The following is a 17,042-nucleotide window of genomic DNA, read 5'->3' on the forward strand; positions in this document are numbered from 1 at the left end:
CAGGGCCTGGCAGGGGGAGGGGAAGTGGGCTCGCTCCAAGTGCGTGAGCTGTCCGTCGGCTACGGGCCGGTCCGGGCGCTGCGCGCCGTGTCGCTCGACGTACCGGAAGGCGCCGTGGTCGTGGTGCTCGGCGGGAACGGCGCGGGGAAGACGACGTTGCTGCGGGCGGTGTCCCGCACGCTCGCCTTCCACCGCGGCGCCGTCACCGGGGGCGGCGTGCGCTTCGACGGCGTGTCGCTGGACGGTCTCGCGCCGGCCCGGGCGGTGGCCGCCGGGGTGGTGCAAGTACCGGAGGGCCGGCAGGTGTTCGCCCGGATGAGCGTCGCGGACAACCTGCGGGCGGGCACCCTCGGGGCCCGGGCCGGATCCCGGGCCGACACCGCCCGCTCGCTGGCCCGCGTCCACGAGCTCTTCCCGGTCCTCGCCGCCCGCTCCCGGCAGCGGGCCGGCCTGCTCTCCGGCGGCGAGCAGCAGATGCTGGCCCTCGGCCGCGCGCTGATGGCCCGCCCCCGGCTGCTGCTCCTGGACGAGCCCTCGCTGGGTCTCGCGCCCAAGATGGCCGCGACGATCGCCGCGACCATCACCGAGATCAACGCGTCGGGCACCTCGGTGCTGCTGGTCGAGCAGAACGCGGCCCTGGCGCTGCGGCTGGCCTCCCACGCCTACGTCCTGGAGGTCGGCGAGGTCACCCTGTCCGGCCCGGCCGCCGACCTGGCCGCCTCGGACGAGGTCCGCCGCCGCTACCTCGGCATCACCGACGCCGACGCCCCGGCCGCACCCGCGGCCCCGACCCTGCGCCGGTGGTCCGCATGACGCCGCCGCCCGCGCTCACCGTCACCGACGTCACCGTCCGCTTCGCCGGCCTCACGGCCCTCGACTCCGTCTCCTTCACCGTCGAGCCCGGCAGTCTGCACGCCGTCATCGGACCCAACGGCGCCGGCAAGTCCACCTGCTTCAACGTGCTCTCCGGGGTCTACCGCGCCTCGGCCGGCAGCGTCCGGTTCGGGGACGCCGAGCTGACCGGCCTGCCGGCGCACGCCGTCGCCGCGCTCGGCATCGCCCGCACCTTCCAGAACCTGGCCCTGCCGCCGCACACCACGGTCGCCGACAGCCTGCTGCTCGGGCGCCACCGGCTGATGCGCTCCGGCTTCCTCGCGGCCGGGCTCCGGCTGCCGGCCGCCGTCCGCGAGGACCGCCGGCACCGCGAACGGGTCCGCGAGATCGCCTCGTTCGTCGGCCTGGAGGGCGACCTGGCCGCGCCCGCGGGCTCCTTGCCCTACGGGAAGCAGAAACTCGTCGAACTGGCCCGGGCCCTGTGCATGGAGCCCCGGCTGCTCCTCCTCGACGAACCCGTCGCCGGCATGACCGCCGACGAACGCCGGCGCACCGCCGCCGTCATCGCCAGTGTGCGAAGCGGCCTCGGCATATCGATCGTGCTCGTCGAACACGACATGGGGGTGGTGATGCGGCTCGCGGACGCGGTGACCGTACTCGACTTCGGACGACGGATCGGCGGCGGGACGCCCGCCCAGGTGCAGAACGACCCGGCGGTCGTGCGCGCCTATCTCGGCGAGGAGGACCCGGCCGCGTGACCACGTTCCTCGAACTGCTGCTCGGCGGCCTGTCCATGGGCTCCGTGTACGCCTTGATCGCCCTCGGCTTCGTGGTGATCTTCAAAGCCACCGAAGTCGTCAACTTCGCCCACGCCTCACTCCTCCTGGCCGGCGGCTGGGTCACCGCGGTCCTCCACGACGACATCGGGTTCTGGCCCGCGCTGGCCGCCGGCGTCGCCGCCGCGGCAGCGGTCGGCGCCGGGGTGGAGTTCCTCGTCATGCGCCGCTACCGCGGCCAGGACCAGAGCGTCCTTGCCATCGTCACCATCGGCGTGGACATCCTCATCACCACCGACCTGACCCGCCGCATCGGTACGGACGTCCTCGCCCTCGGCGACCCGTGGGGCGACGCCGTGGTCCGGCTCGGACCGGTCACCCTCCCGCAGACCCGGATCGCGGCCTTCGTCTCGGCCGCCCTGCTCATCGGTGCGTTCCTGCTGCTCTTCCGGTACACCGCCTGGGGCGTGGCCATGCGGGCGGCCGCCGAGAAGCCGGAGACCGCCGCGCTGATGGGCGTCCGGCTGGGCCGGGTCTCCCTGGCCGCCTGGGCGGTCGCGGGGGCCCTGGCCGCCGTCGCCGCGCTGTTCCTCACCGTCTTCCCCACCCCCGGCCTGGAACGGGCGACCTCGCTGGCCGCCCTCAAGGCCTTCCCGGCGGCCATCCTCGGCGGCCTCGACTCCACCACCGGCGCCCTCGCGGGCGGCCTGATCGTCGGCGTCACCGAGGCCATGGCCACCGGGTACCAGGGCCAGCTCGCCCCCCTCGGCCGCGGCATCGGCGACCTCGCCCCCTACCTGGTCATGATCGTGGTCCTGCTGCTGCGCCCGGCGGGCCTGTTCGGCACGAAGGAGCCCGCCCGTGTCTGACACGCCGAGCACCGCGAGCACCGCGAGCGTCCCGGGCGCCGTACGGGCGAGCGCGAAGCGCGCAGTTCCGCACCGCCTGCTCCTGGGCACCGCGGGGGCCGCTCTCCTCCTCGCGCTGCCCTTCTACCTGGATCGGTTCTGGCTCCAGGCCGGACTGTTCGCCATCGCCGCCGGCATCGGCGCCATCGGCCTCAACCTGCTCACCGGCGCCACCGGGCAGCTGTCCATGGGACACGCCTTCTTCCTCGCAGTCGGCGCGTACGGCTACTGCGCGCTGGCCGGGGACGGCGGACGCTCCGGCGGCCACGAGCTCGTCGGCCTCGGGCTGCCCACGTGGCTGGCGGCCGTCCTCGCCGTGGCCCTCGCCGGCGCCGCGGGCGGGCTCTTCAGCCCCATCGCCGGCCGGCTGCGCGGCGCCTACCTCGGCATCGCCACCCTCGCGCTGATCTTCATCGGCCAGCACGTCCTGTTCAACGCCACCCCCCTCACCGGCGGCTTCAACGGCCGCGCCGTCGAACCGCTCTCCCTCCTCGGGGTCACCTTCGACGACACCGAGACGGTGATCGCCGCCGTCCCCTTCCAGTCCGCCGAGAAGCTCTGGTACGTGGCCCTGGCCGCCCTCCTGGTCTGCGCCCTCTTCGCCCGCGGCGTCCTGCGCGGTCGCCCGGGCCGCGCCATGAACGCCATCCGCGACCACACCATCGCCGCCGGCGTCATGGGCGTCCCGGTGGCCCGCTACCGCGCCGCCGTCTTCGTCCTGTCCTCCATGTACGCGGGCCTGGCGGGCGTCCTGCTCGCCCTGGTCTTCCAGCGCACCGTGCCCGACTACTTCGGCATGGTGCTGTCCCTCGAATACCTCGCCATCATCGTGATCGGCGGGCTCGGCTCGGTCGCGGGCGCCGTCATCGGCGCCGCCTTCGTCTCCCTGCTGCCCCAGCTGCTCACCCGCTACAGCGACGCCCTCCCGCTCGTCGCCGCCCCCGGCGCCGGCGGTGTCTCCCCGGGAGAGGCGTCGCGCTACCTGTACGGCGCGGCCGTCGTCGCCGTCGTCCTGTTCCTCCCGGGCGGTCTCGCCCGGATCCGACCTCCCAAGGAGCCAGCGTGACCAGACCCGGCACGGACAAGCGAGCGCGACTCGGTACGGCGGCCCTCGCGGCCGCGCTCCTGCTGACCGGCGCCGCCGGATGCAGCGGCAAGGCGGGCGGCGGCAGCGAGGACAAGCAGGGCGAGGGCGGGGTCAGGACCGGCAAGGGCGTCAGCGCCACCACCATCCGGCTCGGCGCCCTCACCGACATGACCGGCGTCTACGCCTCGCTCGGCAAGAGCGTCACCCAGGCCCAGCAGCTGTGGGTCAAGCAGACCAACGCGGCGGGCGGCATCTGCGGCCGGCAGCTGGAGCTGACGGTCCGCGACCACGGCTACGACCCGCAGAAGGCCCTTGCGGGCTACACCGAGCTGCAGCCCGAGGTGCTCGGCTTCGCCCAGTTCATCGGCTCCCCCTTCGTGGCCGCCGCCAAGGACCGCATCGACGGGCAGGACAAGGGCCTGGTCATCCCCCAGGCATGGTCCGCCTCGCTGCTGGGCAGCCCCGTCATCCGCACGATCGGGGCCACCTACGACATCGAGACCGTCAACGCCGTCGGCTACCTCCTGGAGCACAAGCGCATCGCCTCCGGCGACAGCATCGGGCACGTGTACTTCGAGGGGGACTACGGCGAGAACGCGCTGGCCGGGGCCAAGCACGCGGCGAAGGAGGCCGGGCTGACCGTGGTGGAGCAGAAGATCAAACCCACCGACAACGACATGTCCGCCCAGGTGGCGGCCCTCAAGCAGGCGGGCGTCAAGGCGGTGGTGGTCAGCGCCGGACCCCGGCAGGCGGCTTCCCTGGTCGGGGTGGCGGCGGCGGGCGGCTGGAACGTGCCCGTGGTCGGCAACAACTCGGCCTTCTCCCCCCAGCTGCTGGCCACCCCGGCGGGATCGGCCCTGCAGAAGGACTACTACGTCGCGGCGTCCAGTCTCCCCATCGGCTCCTCCGAAGCGGGTCCGGCGGCCCTGGCCTCGGCCTACAAGGCGGCGTATCCGGATGCGGGGCTCGACAACGGGGTGGTGGCCGGCTACACGGCCGCGGCGGTCTACGGCGAGGCCCTGAAGAAGGCCTGCGCCGACAAGGACCTCACCCGGGAGGGCGTCGGCAAGGCGCTGCTGACCCTGAAGGCGTACGACAGCGGCTTCGGCGTCACCCACGACTTCTCCGACCCGGCGGCCCCCTCGACCCGGCACAGCGTGATCATGAAACCGGACGCGCAGGTCCCGGGCGGCCTGAAGGTGGTCAAGGAAGCCGCCGTGGCCGACGCGGCCCGCAACTACACCCCGACGGGCTGAGGCTTCAGCCTCGCCGGCGTTTGGGGCGCGGGGTCCGGGGCTCCGCCCCGGAAGCCCGGGCGCCGGCCCGGGGCCGCTTGCGCCGCGGCGCCGCACACGAACGAGAGGGCCCCCGGATGCCAGTGGCATCCGGGGGCCCTCTCACACGTCGGGCTCAGCGCAGCGTCGTGGCGCGGGCCTCGCGGCGGTTGTGCCGGAAGGTGTTCGCCCGGCGGGTCGTCGCGAACAGCGGGATCGTCGCCGCCATCGCGATCTGCAGGGCGCAGCCGGTCTGGAGCAGCAGCTGACCGCCCGGGGCGTCGAACGCCCAGGCCGCGAGCAGCCCCATCGCGCCGATGATCCAGCAGAGCATCGCCACCGCGAGCACGCCCCGCGGCTTGGGGTACTCCACCCGGCTCACCATCAGCCAGGCCACGCCGATGATGGCGAGCAGCGTCGGGACGAAGGGCAGCTCCAGCAGGACGATCGAGACGACCGTCAGCGCGCCGAAGGGGCTCGGCATGCCCTGGAACATGCCGTCCTTCATCGTCACGCAGCTGAAGCGCGCGAGTCTGAGCACCACGGCCAGCAGCACCACGATCGCGGCCAGCGCCGACATCTTCTGCACCGCGTCGTCGGCGACCATGCCGTAGACGAGCACGAAGTACGCGGGAGCCAGGCCGAAGCTGATCAGGTCCGACAGGTTGTCCAGTTCGGCGCCCATCGGCGAGCTGCGCAGCTTGCGGGCCACGATGCCGTCGAAGAGGTCGAAGACCGCGGCGAGCAGCATCAGTATCACCGCCGTCGCCGCGCTGTTGCGGGCCATGCCCGACTCGCCGCTGCCGGTGAGGTGCGGGATGAGGATGCCGGTGGTGGTGAAGTACACCGCCATGAATCCGCACGTCGCGTTGCCGAGGGTCAGGGTGTCCGCTATCGACAGCCGCAGCGAGAGCGGCATGTCGTCCTCGGCGGACCCCTCCTCGGCGGGCTCGGGCACCCAGCCGGCTGCCGGAGTCTCAGGGTCAGTCACGGTCAATTCGTGTCACCCCCGCGGTGGTGGCCTGCCCGACCTCGACCGCGACCTCGACGCCCTCGGGGAGGTAGATGTCGACGCGGGAGCCGAAGCGGATCAGACCGATGCGTTCACCCTGCTCGACCTTGGTGCCGGCGGGCAGGTAGGGAACGATGCGCCGGGCTACCGCGCCGGCGATCTGCACCATCTCGATGTCACCGAGCTCGGTGTCGAAGTGCCAGACAACGCGCTCGTTGTTCTCGCTCTCCTTGTTGAACGCCGGGACGAATCCGCCGGGGATGTGCTCCACGGACGTCACCGTGCCCGCGAGGGGCGCGCGGTTGACGTGGACGTTCAGCGGGCTCATGAAGATCGCGACCCGGGTCCGCCCGTCCTTCCACGGCATGATGCTCTGCACCACACCGTCGGCGGGCGAGATGACACGGCCCTGGGCGATCTCGCGCTCCGGGTCGCGGAAGAACCACAGCATGCCCGCCGCGAGCGCGGTGGTGGGCACGGCCGCCGCGGCCCAGCGCCCGGACTTGCGAGCCCGGGTCAGGCTGAGCGCCGCGGTGGCGAGGGTCGGCAGAAGCCACGGCGATGCTCCGCGCGCGAGGCGTACGCCAAGGAGGCTGTCGCGAGGTGCAGAGGTTTGGCTGTGGGGCATGGATGACCTTCGTAGCGGGTGATTGCCGCGCCGCAAACGGGGGGACGGGACGGCGGCTTTACTGGAATGCTATCGGTTGCGCGCAACAACTGGGCAAGCCAGAAGCCGAGTCGATGTCCGTCAGCCAGTGACAGCTAGTGACTCTTCTGCGGCGAATCGCTGGACGATCCGCCGCAAAAGGTACTTTCAGCCCTGCAGTCGGTACTCCTCGAGCAGGCGTCGCCCGATGATCATTTTCTGGATCTCGGCGGTACCTTCACCGATGAGCAGCATCGGGGCCTCGCGGTAGAGGCGCTCGATCTCGTACTCCTTGGAGAACCCGTAACCGCCGTGGATGCGGAACGCGTCCTCCACCACCTCTTTGCAGTACTCGGAGGCGAGGTACTTCGCCATCCCTGCTTCGAGGTCGTTTCGTTCCCCGGAGTCCTTTTTGCGTGCTGCATTCACCATCATCGCATGGGCGGCTTCGACCTTGGTAGCCATTTCGGCCAGCTTGAACTGGATGGCCTGGTGCTCCGCGATCGCCTTGCCGAAAGTGTGACGTTGCTGGGCATACGAGACACCCAGTTCGAAGGCACGCTGAGCGACGCCGCAGCCACGCGCCGCCACGTTGACGCGGCCGACCTCGACCCCGTCCATCATTTGGTAAAACCCTCGGCCTGTCTGTCCGCCAAGCACCCGATTGGCCGGAATGCGCAGTCCGTCCATGATGAGCTCGGTCGTGTCGACGCCCTTGTAGCCCATCTTGTCGATCTTGCCGGGGATGGTCAGGCCCGGACGGACCTCACCGAAGCCCGGCTCCTTCTCCACGAGGAAGGTCGTCATCGACTTGTGGGGCGCGGTGCCCTCGGGGTGTCCTTCGTCACTTCGCACGAGGACCGCGACCAGCGTCGAGGTGCCACCGTTCGTGAGCCACATCTTCTGGCCGTTCAGGACGTACTCGTCGCCGTCCTTCACCGCCTTGGACGTGATGGCCGACACGTCGGAGCCCAGCGCCGGCTCGGACATCGAGAACGCGCCGCGCACCTCGCCCAGCGCCATGCGCGGCAGGAAGTGGTCCTTCTGCTCCTGCGTGCCGTGCTGCTTGAGCATGTACGCCACGATGAAGTGCGTGTTGATGATGCCCGAGACGGACATCCATCCGCGCGCTATCTCCTCGACGCACAGCGCGTAGGTGAGCAGCGACTCACCCAGGCCGCCGTACTCCTCCGGGATCATCAGGCCGAAGAGGCCGAGCTCCTTCAGGCCGTCGACGATCTGCTGCGGGTACTCGTCGCGGTGCTCGAGCTCCGTCGCGACCGGGATGATCTCCTTGTCGACGAAGTCCCGGACGGTCTTCAGGATCTCCCGCTGGACGTCGTTGAGCCCGGCGGTCTGGGCGAGTCGGGCCATGGCTACTTCCCCTGTTCCTTCAGCTGCGGGCGGCCGGGCTGCTCGCCGCCGCGCTCCTTGATGTACGTCTCGGTCGGGACCATCACCTTGCGCCGGAAGACGCAGACCAGGGTGCCGTCCTGCTTGTAGCCCTTGGTCTCGACGTGGACGATGCCCCGGTCGTTCTTCGACTTCGACGGGGTCTTGCCGAGGACGGTGGTCTCGCCGTAGATCGTGTCGCCGTGGAAGGTCGGCGCCACGTGCCGCAGCGACTCGATCTCCAGGTTGGCGATGGCCTTCCCCGAGACGTCCGGCACCGACATGCCGAGCAGCAGCGAGTAGATGTAGTTGCCCACCACCACGTTCTTGCCGAAGTCGGTCGTGTTCTCCGCGTAATTGCTGTCCATGTGGAGCGGGTGGTGGTTCATGGTCAGCAGACAGAAGAGGTGGTCGTCGTACTCCGTGACCGTCTTCCCGGGCCAGTGCTTGTAGACCGCCCCGACCTCGAACTCCTCGTACGTACGTCCGAACTGCATCGGGATCAGGCCTCCGGGATCTCGAACTTGCTGGTGCGCTGCATGCCCGCGGCGCGCCCCTTGCCGGCGATGACGAGGGCCATCTTGCGGCTCGCCTCGTCGATCATCTCGTCGCCGAGCATCGCGGAGCCCTTCTTGCCGCCGGCCTCCGAGGTGCACCAGTCGTACGCGTCGAGGATCAGCTCGGCGTGGTCGTAGTCCTCCTGGGAGGGGGAGAAGACCTCGTTGGCCGCGTCGACCTGGCCGGGGTGCAGCACCCACTTGCCGTCGAAGCCCAGCGCCGCCGCCCGGCCGGCCACCTCGCGGTAGGCGTCCACGTCGCGGATCTGGAGGAAGGGGCCGTCGATGGCCTGGAGGTCGTGCGTCCGGGCCGCCATCAGGATCCGCATCAGGATGTAGTGGTAGGCGTCCGCGCCGTAGCCGGGCGGCTGCATGCCGACGACCAGGGTCTTCATGTTGATGGAGGCCATGAAGTCGGCCGGGCCGAAGATGATCGTCTCGAGTCGGGGGGAGGCGGCGGCGATGTCGTCGACGTTCACCAGGCCCTTGGCGTTCTCGATCTGCGCCTCGATGCCGATCTTGCCGACCTCGAAGCCCATGGTCTTCTCGATCTGCGTCAGCAGCAGGTCGAGCGCCACCACCTGCTGGGCGTCCTGGACCTTCGGCAGCATGATGCAGTCGAGGTTCTGGCCGGCGCCCTCGACCACCGTGACGACGTCGCGGTAGGTCCAGTGGGTGGTCCAGTCGTTGACGCGCACGACCCGGGTCTTGCCCGTCCAGTCACCGTTGTTCAGCGCGTCCACGATGGTGTGGCGGGCGCCCTCCTTGGCGAGCGGCGCGCAGGCGTCCTCCAGGTCCAGGAAGACCTGGTCGGCCGGCAGGCCCTGGGCCTTCTCCAGGAAGCGCGGGTTCGAACCCGGCACCGCGAGGCAGGAGCGACGCGGCCGGAGACGGTTCACAGGGTGGGCGGGCGTGGTCATGCGGGGACCTCCGTGCTGGCAAGGATCTCTAGAGGGGCGAGTTTGTTGGCTTTGCGGATCTCGTCGACGATACGTCCGATGATCTCCGTGATGCCGAAGTCCTTCGGCGTGAACACGGCGGCCACGCCGGCCGCCTTGAGCGTCACGGCATCCGCGTTCGGAATGATGCCTCCGACGATGACGGGGATGTCGCCCGCCCCCGCCGTGCGCAGCCGCTCCAGGACGTCCGGGACCAGCGCGCTGTGGGAACCGGACAGGATGGACAGTCCCACGCAGTGCACGTCCTCGGCCAGCGCCGCGGAGGAGATCTCCTCGGGCGTCAGCCGGATGCCCTGGTAGACCACCTCGAACCCGGCGTCGCGGGCCCGCACGGCGATCTGCTCGGCGCCGTTGGAGTGCCCGTCCAGGCCCGGCTTGCCGACCAGCAGGCGCAGCCGGCCCGTGCCGAGCTCCTCGGCGGTGCGGGCCACCTTCTCGCGGACCTCGTGCATCGGCGTGCCGGGCTCCGCGGTGACCGCCACCGGGGCCGAGGAGACCCCGGTCGGGGCGCGGAACTCGCCGAACACCTCGCGCAGGGCGCTCGCCCACTCGCCGGTGGTGACACCCGCCCTGGCGCACTCCAGGGTGGCCTCCATCAGGTTCTCCGTGCCCGCAGCCGCCTCCTTGAGCCGGTCCAGGGCCTGCCGGGTGGTGGGGAAGACGAACGGGTCGCCGTTGCCCTGCCGCTCGGAGGACTCCTCCCGCTCGGCGCGCCAGCGGACGATGCGCTCGACGGTGAGCGCCTCCACGGCCCCGTCCACGGTCATGATGGCGCCGTCCAGGTCGGCGGTGAGCGGGTTCTCCTCGGTCTGCTGGAAGCAGTTGACACCGACGATCTTGTCCTCGCCGGCCTCGATCCGCGCCCGCCGCTCGGCGTGCGAGGAGACCAGCTGCGACTTCAGGTACCCGGACTCGACGGCGGCCATCGCGCCGCCCATCTCCTGGATCCGCTCGATCTCGGCCATGCAGTCGGCGACCAGGGAGTCGACTTTGGCCTCGATGACGCGGGATCCCTCGAAGATGTCCTCGTACTCCAGCAGGTCGCTCTCGTGGGCGAGGACCTGCTGGATGCGCAGCGACCACTGCTGGTCCCAGGGCCGGGGCAGGCCCAGCGCCTCGTTCCAGGCGGGCAGCTGCACCGCGCGGGCGCGGGCGTCCTTGGAGAGGGTGACGGCCAGCATCTCCAGCACGATGCGCTGGACGTTGTTCTCCGGCTGCGCCTCGGTCAGCCCCAGTGAGTTGACCTGCACCCCGTAGCGGAAGCGGCGCTGCTTCTCGTCCTCGATGCCGTAGCGCTCACGGGTGATCTGGTCCCAGATCCGGCCGAAGGCGCGCATCTTGCACATCTCCTCGATGAAGCGGACGCCCGCGTTCACGAAGAAGGAGATACGGGCGACCACCTCGCCGAAGCGCTCCTCGGGCACCTGGCCCGAATCGCGGACGGAGTCCAGGACCGCGATCGCGGTGGACATCGCGTAGGAGATCTCCTGGACCGGGGTGGCCCCCGCCTCCTGCAGGTGGTAGCTGCAGATGTTGATCGGGTTCCACTTCGGGATGTGGTTGACCGTGTACGCGATCATGTCCGTCGTCAGGCGGAGCGAGGGTCCCGGCGGGAAGACGTGCGTCCCGCGCGAGAGGTACTCCTTGACGATGTCGTTCTGGGTGGTGCCCTGGAGCTTGGAGACGTCGGCCCCCTGCTCCTCGGCGGCCACCTGGTAGAGCGCCAGCAGCCACATGGCGGTGGCGTTGATCGTCATCGAGGTGTTCATCTGCTCCAGGGGGATGTCCTGGAACAGCCGCCGCATGTCGCCCAGATGGGAGACGGGGACCCCGACCCGGCCCACCTCGCCGCGGGCGAGGACGTGGTCCGGGTCGTAGCCCGTCTGCGTCGGCAGGTCGAAGGCGACCGACAGGCCGGTCTGGCCCTTGGCGAGGTTGCGGCGGTACAGCTCGTTGGACGCCTCGGCCGTGGAGTGGCCGGCATACGTCCGCATGAGCCACGGCCTGTCCTTCTGGCGCTCTGTCATCTCAGGCGATCCTCTGCGGACTTCAGATGTTGCGGAACCGGTTGATGGCGTCGATGTGCTGGGCGCGCAGTTCGTGGTCGCGGATGCCGAGGCCCTCCTCGGGGGCGAGGGCCAGGACGCCGACCTTGCCCTGGTGCAGGTTGCGGTGGACGTCGTAGGCGGCCTGGCCGGTCTCCTCCAGGGAGTAGACCTTCGACAGGGTGGGGTGGATCTTGCCCTTGGCGATGAGGCGGTTGGCCTCCCACGCCTCGCGGTAGTTCGCGAAGTGCGAGCCGATGATCCGCTTCAGCGACATCCACAGGTAGCGGTTGTCGTACTCGTGCATGTAGCCGGAGGTCGAGGCGCAGGTGGTGATGGTGCCGCCCTTGCGGGTGACGTAGACGCTGGCGCCGAAGGTCTCGCGGCCGGGGTGCTCGAAGACGATGTCGATGTCCTCGCCGCCGGTCAGCTCGCGGATGCGCTTGCCGAAGCGCTTCCACTCCTTCGGGTCCTGGGTGTGCTCGTCCTTCCAGAACCGGTAGCCCTCGGCGTTGCGGTCGATGACGGCGCTCGCGCCCATGGCCCGGCAGATGTCGGCCTTCTCGGGGGAGGAGACGACACAGATCGGGTTGGCGCCGCCGGCCAGCGCGAACTGGGTGGCGTAGGAGCCGAGGCCGCCGCTGGCGCCCCAGATCAGGACGTTGTCGCCCTGCTTCATGCCGGCGCCGTTGCGGGAGACCAGCTGGCGGTAGGCGGTGGAGTTGACCAGGCCCGGGGAGGCGGCCTCCTCCCAGCTGAGGTGGGCGGGCTTGGGCATCAGCTGGTTGGACTTGACCAGGGCGATCTCGGCCAGGCCGCCGAAGTTCGTCTCGAAGCCCCAGATGCGCTGCTCGGGGTCGAGCATCGTGTCGTTGTGGCCGTCGGAGGACTCCAGCTCGACCGAGAGGCAGTGCGCGACGACCTCGTCGCCCGGGTTCCAGGCGTTGACGCCCGGGCCGGTGCGCAGCACGACGCCCGCGAGGTCGGATCCGATGACGTGGTAGGGGAGGTCGTGCCGCTTGGTCAGCTCCGACAGGCGCCCGTAGCGCTCCAGGAAGCTGAAGGTGGACACCGGCTCGAAGATCGAGGTCCACACCGAGTTGTAGTTGACCGAGGAGGCCATGACGGCCACCAGGGCCTCGCCCGGGCCCAGTTCCGGCACCGGGACCTGGTCCAGGTGCAGGGACTTGCGCGGGTCCTTCTCGCGGGTGGTGAGCCCGGAGAACATCTCCGCCTCGTCCTTGTGCACGGTGACCGCGCGGTAGGAGTCGGGGAGCGGCAGGGCTGCGAAGTCGGCGGGCGTGGCGGCCTGCGACTGGATCGCGTCCAGGATGTCCTTCACGGTAGAGCCTCCGGCTAGCGCTGATGAGGGTGCGCTGAGGTAATCGGGGTGCGTGGTGCGGGAGCGGGTGTGCCGTCGGTCCGGCTGGTGCTGTGCTGCGGGCGACGCCTGTGGTGGGGCGTGCGGGGCCTGGTGACGCAGGCATCCGGGGCGCGTTCCGTGCCGAGTGGGCGTGGGCCGCGGGGACATCCGGACACATTCAACGTATGGCACGCCGTGTCACCCGGCAAGGCACCGCGTGCCAAAACTTTCTCTCATCTGCGGATTGACCTGCACCGATGAGCGATGATCGATCAGAGTTACCCGCGAGTAGGGGCAAGCCGGACAAACACCGAGGGCCGCCCCAAGCGGGGGCGGCCCTGTGTGACGAGGATCGCTCGTGGTGTTCTGCGGTGCTAGGCGGTGCGCAGCGCCTCTTCGATCGTCCGCATGACCTCGTCCAGCGGGGCGTCGGTCCGGGCCACCGCCACCAGCACCTCGCCCTGGGTGCGCACCGCGGCCGGCGCGGGCGGCGCACTGGCCAGGGTGCGGCCGGCGCCGATCCCGGTGCCGAAGGTCTTGCGCACGATCGCGAAGGCGTGGTCCAGCTGCGTCTCCACGTCCCCCTGACCCCCCGCGCGCAGCCAGCGCCGCAGGACGTGGTTGTGGGCCGTCACCACCGCCGAGGCGGCCACCTCGGCCAGCAGCGGGTCGTCGTTGCCGTCGTGGTGGTCCTGCTCGTCGAAGTGGGCGAGCAGGTAGCGCGTGAACAGCCGCTCGTAGCGGGCCACCGAGGCGATCTCCCGCTCCCGCAGCGCCGGCACCTCGCGCGTCAGCCGGTAGCGCTCCACCGACACCGCGGGCGAGGCGGCGTACATCTTCATGACCTCCTTGATCCCGCGGCACACCGTGTCGAGCGGGTGCTCGTGCGCCGGGGCCGCGTCGAGGACGGCCTCGGCGCGGGTCAGGGTGTCGTCGTGGTCCGGGAAGATCGCCTCCTCCTTGGACCGGAAGTGCCGGAAGAAGGTCCGGCGCGCCACTCCCGCGGTCGCGGCGATCTCGTCGACCGTCGTCGCCTCGTACCCCTTGGTCGCGAACAGCTCCATCGCGGCCGTGGCGAGCTCGCGGCGCATCTTGAGCCGCTGGGCGGCCGCCTTCGTGCCCGCGGAGCTCTCCTGCGGGTCGGAGGCCGCGGCGGCGCGGGACGAGGTCTTGGCGGGCTGGGACATAGAGCGAACGTACTTCATCCGCACGCCGGAGCGCGCCCGAGGGGGGTGGGAGGGAGGTGGATGCGGGGGAGGGCCGGCACTGGGCACACAGTGCTCGTCGGGAGGGTTCGCCCACCGTGAGGGTCCGGGGGGCCCGAGGAGCCCTCCCCACGCATCCGGCTCGTGGCCCGGCCGGGGGTTACCGGCGGGCGTACTCACGGAATCCGCGGCCGGTCTTCCGGCCCAGGCAGCCCGCCGCCACCAGGTGCTCGAGCAGCGGGGACGGGGCCAGGCCCGGGTCGCGGAACTCCTTGTGGAGGACCTTCTCGATGGCCAGCGACACGTCGAGGCCGACCACGTCGAGGAGCTCGAAGGGCCCCATCGGGTACCCGCCGCCCAGCTTCATCGCCGCGTCGATCTGGTCGAGGCTCGCATAGTGCTGCTCGACCATCTTGACCGCGTTGTTGAGGTACGGGAACAGCAGGGCGTTCACGATGAACCCGGCCCGGTCCCCGCAGTCCACCGGGTGCTTGCGCACCTTGAGGCAGATCTCGCGGACCGTCGCGTGCACATCGTCGGCCGTCAGGACCGTGCGGACCACCTCGACCAGCTTCATCGCCGGAGCCGGGTTGAAGAAGTGCATGCCGATGACGTCCTGCGGCCGGGAGGTCACCCGGGCCACCGCGATCACCGGCAGCGAGGAGGTCGTCGTCGCCAGCACGGCGCCCGGCTTGCAGACCTTGTCCAGGGCCGCGAACAGCTCCTGCTTGACCCCGAGGTCCTCGGCCACGGCCTCCACGGCCAGATCCACCCCGGCGAAGGCGTCCAGCGATCCGGCCGGGGTGATCCGGGCCAGGGTCTGCGCGGCGGCCTCCTGCGTCAGCCTGCCCTTGGACACCGCACGGCCCAAGGACGTGCCGATCGCGGCCTTGGCCGCGTCCGCCTTCTCCTGGCTGCGGGCGGCCAGCACCACGTCGAACCCGGACTGCGCGAAGACCTGCGCGATCCCGCTCGCCATCGTGCCCGAGCCGGCCACGCCGACCGAGGTGACCGGCCGGCCCGCGCCGGGCCCGGACTCCTCCGGCGGGGTCTGCTGGTCGCGGACCACCACGGAGCTGCCCGGAGCCTCGTACGTGTAGAAGCCCCGCCCGGCCTTCCGCCCGGTCAGGCCGGCCTCCGCGAGGTGGCCGAGGATCGGGGCCGGAGCGTGCAGGCGGTCGCCGGAGGAGGCGTACATGGCCTCCAGGACGGTGCGCGCGGTGTCCACGCCGACCAGGTCGAGCAGGGCGAGCGGGCCCATGGGCAGGCCGCAGCCGAGCCGCATCGCCGCGTCGATGTCCTCGCGGGAGGCGTACTTGGCCTCGAACATGGCCGCCGCCTGGTTGAGGTAGCCGAAGAGCAGGCCGTCGGCGACGAAGCCGGGGCGGTCGCCGATTGCGACCGGCTCCTTGCCGAGCTCGCGGGCCAGCGCGGTGACCGCCTCGACGGCCGGCGGGGCCGTCAGCACGCTGGAGACGACCTCGACCAGCTTCATCGCCGGGGCCGGGTTGAAGAAGTGCAGGCCCAGCACCCGCTCGGGGTGCCGGGACTCGGCGGCGAGGCGGGTCACCGACAGCGCGTTGGTGCCGGTGGCGAGGATCGTGCCGGGCCGGACCACCGCGTCCAGCTCGCGGAACACCTGCTGCTTGAGCTCGTAGGACTCCGGCACGACCTCGATGACGAGATCGGCCTCGGCGGCGGCGCTCAGCTCGGTGAAGGTGCGGAAGCGGGCGAGGACGTCCGCCCGCTCCTGCTCGGTCAGGCGCTCCCGGGTGACGGAGCGGGCAGTGGCCACCGCGAGGGCGGCCGCGGCCCGCCCCGCGGCGGCCTCGCTGACGTCGATGCCGATGACCTCGCGGCCGGCCCGGGCGAGGACCTCGGCGATGCCGGTGCCCATGGTGCCGAGACCGACGACGGCGATGGTCTGGAGGGTGGGGTGACTGGACTGACGGTCCATCGAGGGACTCCAGTGGAAGAGGGTGACGACTGAAGGGGGGCGCGCGCCGCACAGCGCGCGCGGCTGCCGTGTCCCAGCGCGCGGGGGGCCGCGGGGAGAACGGTGGGCAAGGGCGTGGGGAGAGCCCGGACGGGCGCCCGGCGGACCGGGAAGCCCGGGAGCGGAGACCCGCGGAGCGGGAGCCCCGACACGGGCACCCCGGCGAGCGGGAGCCCCGAGGGCGGGAGCGGCGGCGCCCTGTCCCGGGGCCACGCCGTGTTGTCGTGCTGAACCGACCGGCACGGGCGGCTGCGTCACCAGGCCGCCTCGTACGTGTGGATCGACAGTAACCCGTTGGTAACTCGCGCGCCAGAGCGCGGAGATGTGACCTGTACCGCCCAAATGTACCGATCATCGATCATCGATCATCAATCGCGGCGAACAGGCCCTGGCGGCCGCCGCGGGCCCCTAGGGTGACGGGGTGAACGACGTGCTGGATCGCCTGCGGGCGGAAGCCGCCGGTTCCCCCGGCGATGCGCGCTACGAGACCCTGTGCGCCGCCGGGCCGGACGAACTGGCGGCTTCCCTGACCTCGGCCGGGCTGCCCCTGTGGGCGCGCGAACTGGCCGCGTACCGGCTGGGGCTGGCGGGGGACCGCCGCGCCTTCGAGAGCCTCGTCCTGCTGCTCAACCACCGGGACCCGCCGCGCTGCGCGGCGGCCGCCGAGGCGCTGGCCGTGCTCGGCGACCCGCGCACGGCGAGGGCCGCGGCCGCCCTCGCCACCAACGGCCTGCGCACGGCCTACGCGCTGCAGCCCGTCCGGCTGCTCACCGCCCTGCGCGCCCCGGAGTCCGCCCCGGCCCTGATCACGACCCTGTCCCGGCTGCTCTCCCCGCACGACCCGTACTGGCGGGTCGCGCTGGCGTGCGTGGAGGGCCTCGGCGCCCTCGGCGACGCCCGCGCCCGCGAGGTGCTCACCCGAGCCCAGGCCCACCCCCGCCTCGCCGTGGCGGCCACGCAGGCCCTGCGGGCGCTCGGCTGACCCGAC

General features: G+C 71.3%; 15 protein-coding genes. 6 read left to right on the top strand and 9 right to left on the bottom strand.

The window, feature by feature from the left end; genetic code table 11:
* The first annotated feature begins 24 nt into the window (after positions 1 to 24).
* From AC07FY_RS04150 to AC07FY_RS04170, 5 genes are read left to right on the top strand one after another with little or no spacing between them, the layout of a single operon-like run.
* Positions 25 to 813 carry an ABC transporter ATP-binding protein gene (locus AC07FY_RS04150; protein WP_479000084.1) on the top strand — a complete coding sequence of 263 codons (789 nt, stop codon included), beginning with the start codon at positions 25 to 27 and terminating at the stop codon, positions 811 to 813.
* Positions 810 to 1,592, top strand: coding sequence for an ABC transporter ATP-binding protein (locus AC07FY_RS04155; RefSeq protein ID WP_479001529.1), 783 nt, complete (start codon positions 810 to 812; stop codon positions 1,590 to 1,592). The genes AC07FY_RS04150 and AC07FY_RS04155 overlap by 4 nt, the downstream gene beginning before the upstream one ends.
* Positions 1,589 to 2,479 carry a branched-chain amino acid ABC transporter permease gene (locus AC07FY_RS04160; RefSeq protein ID WP_479000086.1) on the top strand — a complete coding sequence of 297 codons (891 nt, stop codon included), beginning with the start codon at positions 1,589 to 1,591 and terminating at the stop codon, positions 2,477 to 2,479. The genes AC07FY_RS04155 and AC07FY_RS04160 overlap by 4 nt, the downstream gene beginning before the upstream one ends.
* Positions 2,472 to 3,584: a branched-chain amino acid ABC transporter permease gene (locus tag AC07FY_RS04165; RefSeq protein WP_479000089.1), complete on the top strand. Its 1,113-nt coding sequence runs from the start codon at positions 2,472 to 2,474 to the stop codon at positions 3,582 to 3,584. Before AC07FY_RS04160 ends, AC07FY_RS04165 begins: the two co-directional genes overlap by 8 nt.
* On the top strand, positions 3,581 to 4,861 hold the full coding sequence (locus AC07FY_RS04170; RefSeq protein WP_479000092.1) for an ABC transporter substrate-binding protein: 1,281 nt from the start codon (positions 3,581 to 3,583) through the stop codon (positions 4,859 to 4,861). Before AC07FY_RS04165 ends, AC07FY_RS04170 begins: the two co-directional genes overlap by 4 nt.
* Positions 4,862 to 5,015: 154 nt before the next feature.
* Here the strand turns inward: AC07FY_RS04170 and pssA are convergent, their stop codons facing one another.
* The 9 genes from pssA to AC07FY_RS04215 form a co-directional block, all read right to left on the bottom strand.
* Entirely contained in the window at positions 5,016 to 5,876 is an 861-nt protein-coding gene (pssA, locus tag AC07FY_RS04175; protein WP_479000095.1) for a CDP-diacylglycerol--serine O-phosphatidyltransferase, read from the bottom strand.
* On the bottom strand, positions 5,863 to 6,519 hold the full coding sequence (locus AC07FY_RS04180) for a phosphatidylserine decarboxylase (RefSeq protein WP_446590037.1): 657 nt from the start codon (positions 6,517 to 6,519) through the stop codon (positions 5,863 to 5,865). Before AC07FY_RS04180 ends, pssA begins: the two co-directional genes overlap by 14 nt.
* Positions 6,520 to 6,705: 186 nt before the next feature.
* Positions 6,706 to 7,911 (bottom strand): acyl-CoA dehydrogenase family protein, encoded by a 1,206-nt coding sequence (locus tag AC07FY_RS04185; protein ID WP_479000098.1) that lies wholly within the window; start codon positions 7,909 to 7,911, stop codon positions 6,706 to 6,708.
* 2 nt (positions 7,912 to 7,913) lie between these two features.
* Positions 7,914 to 8,426, bottom strand: a complete 513-nt coding sequence (locus tag AC07FY_RS04190; RefSeq protein ID WP_479000101.1) for a MaoC family dehydratase — start codon at positions 8,424 to 8,426, stop codon at positions 7,914 to 7,916.
* A 5-nt stretch (positions 8,427 to 8,431) separates the two neighbouring features.
* On the bottom strand, positions 8,432 to 9,406 hold the full coding sequence (locus tag AC07FY_RS04195) for an HpcH/HpaI aldolase/citrate lyase family protein (protein WP_479000104.1): 975 nt from the start codon (positions 9,404 to 9,406) through the stop codon (positions 8,432 to 8,434).
* Positions 9,403 to 11,472: a protein meaA gene (locus tag AC07FY_RS04200; protein WP_479000107.1), complete on the bottom strand. Its 2,070-nt coding sequence runs from the start codon at positions 11,470 to 11,472 to the stop codon at positions 9,403 to 9,405. Before AC07FY_RS04200 ends, AC07FY_RS04195 begins: the two co-directional genes overlap by 4 nt.
* A gap of 22 nt (positions 11,473 to 11,494) precedes the next feature.
* Positions 11,495 to 12,832 carry a crotonyl-CoA carboxylase/reductase gene (gene ccrA, locus AC07FY_RS04205; protein WP_479000109.1) on the bottom strand — a complete coding sequence of 446 codons (1,338 nt, stop codon included), beginning with the start codon at positions 12,830 to 12,832 and terminating at the stop codon, positions 11,495 to 11,497.
* Between the two features lie 395 nt (positions 12,833 to 13,227).
* The gene (locus AC07FY_RS04210) at positions 13,228 to 14,040 is read right to left on the bottom strand and encodes a TetR family transcriptional regulator (RefSeq protein ID WP_479000111.1); all 813 of its coding nucleotides are present in this window, start codon (positions 14,038 to 14,040) and stop codon (positions 13,228 to 13,230) included.
* Between the two features lie 178 nt (positions 14,041 to 14,218).
* Positions 14,219 to 16,015, bottom strand: a complete 1,797-nt coding sequence (locus AC07FY_RS04215) for a 3-hydroxyacyl-CoA dehydrogenase family protein (RefSeq protein WP_479000114.1) — start codon at positions 16,013 to 16,015, stop codon at positions 14,219 to 14,221.
* A gap of 460 nt (positions 16,016 to 16,475) precedes the next feature.
* On the opposite strand from AC07FY_RS04215, the gene AC07FY_RS04220 reads away from it, so the two are divergent.
* Positions 16,476 to 17,036: a HEAT repeat domain-containing protein gene (locus tag AC07FY_RS04220; RefSeq protein WP_479000117.1), complete on the top strand. Its 561-nt coding sequence runs from the start codon at positions 16,476 to 16,478 to the stop codon at positions 17,034 to 17,036.
* Positions 17,037 to 17,042: the final 6 nt, after the last annotated feature.

The sequence above is a fragment of the Streptomyces sp. NPDC045967 genome (genome assembly GCF_056430495.1).